The sequence below is a fragment of the Rhodoplanes sp. SY1 genome (genome assembly GCF_046000175.1).
In the GTDB taxonomy this organism is placed as follows: domain Bacteria; phylum Pseudomonadota; class Alphaproteobacteria; order Rhizobiales; family Xanthobacteraceae; genus Rhodoplanes.
Genome location: NZ_JBEOMB010000479.1, coordinates 1 through 1,210, shown reverse-complemented (window position 1 = coordinate 1,210; position 1,210 = coordinate 1). Strand labels below are relative to the sequence as shown.

The 1,210-nt window shown below is 67.7% G+C and carries 1 protein-coding gene; it reads right to left on the bottom strand.

From position 1 onward, the window contains the following. A partial coding sequence (locus ABTU92_RS30465) for an ExeM/NucH family extracellular endonuclease (protein WP_408095262.1) occupies window positions 1–1,210 on the bottom strand: 1,210 nt, incomplete at both ends.

The following is a 1,210-nucleotide window of genomic DNA, read 5'->3' as shown; positions in this document are numbered from 1 at the left end:
CGTTCTCGATGATCTTGATGGCGTCTTCCTTGGCGTAGGCGTTGAAGTCGCCGAGCAGCAGCACGTCACTGTCGCCCGAGCCGGTCGGGTCCGTGGCGGCCCAGGCGGTGAGCGCCGTGGCGGCGAGCTCGCGCTGGTTCTGCCAGTTGCCCTGGCCGTCACCCTGGTCCGCGTCGGCGCCGGTGCCGGTGCCGCTCTTGGACTTGAGGTGGTTGGCGATGGCGGTGAACGACTCGCCGGTGGCCTTCTCGGTGAAGCTCACCGCGACCGCGTTGCGGCTGGTGTTGGTGCCGTCGAAGACGTGGCCGACCGAGCTCTGGCCGGTGAGACCGGACAGGCCGAGCGCCGGCAGGTCGGCGTCGTTGAGGATCGACACCGACGTGCCCTGGGTGATCTCGACAGTCGCGGTCTTGTAGATGAAGCCGACCGCGATGGCATCGCCGCCGACGAACTGCTGGCCGGGGTTCACCCAGGCATAGGTGCCGGCGCCGAGCCGGGCGTTGAGCTGGTTCACGAGATAGGCGATGGCGTTGCCGCTGGAGCCGACCTGGAAGTCGTTCTCGAGCTCGACCAGCGAGAGCACGTCGGCGTCCATCGCGACGATGGAGTCGACGATCTTGTTGGTCTGGCGGGCGAGCTCGGTGGCGTTCTCCGCGCCGCGGCGGGCCTGGCCGATGGCGGTGTTGCCGGAGAGCGTCGTGAACAGGTTGAGCACGTTGAAGCTCGCCACCTTCAGGCGACCGCCGACGTCCTCCGGGGTCTCGGTGCGCGGCGTGACGCTGGTGAAGGTGTTGTCGTCGTTCTCGATCGAGCGGACGCGCCAGGTCGCGCCGGAGTTCGAGTTGCCGGCCCACTGATAGTCGAGCACGCCGGTCAGGCCCGTGATGGTGTCGCCCATCCGCGGCGCGTTGGCGGTCGCGTAGTTCGGCGCGACGTCGGGATTGTCGTTGGGATCGAGCCCGCCGACATTGCCGATCGCGGTGTTCTCGACGTTCAGGCCGTCGTCGTAGGTGATGGTGCGGGCGCCGAGCTGCTGCAGATAGGCTTGGTAGGCCGTGGCGTCCGGATCGTGGATCTGGGTGAAGGTCTCCGGGCGGTCGCCGGCGACCAGCTTCATCTCGTTGAAGCGGTCGAGATTGTACTGCTCGGTGATCGTCAGCGTCTCGGGAACGGTGACCAGCATGCCCTCGTAGGCCTCGAGGTCCGGCTG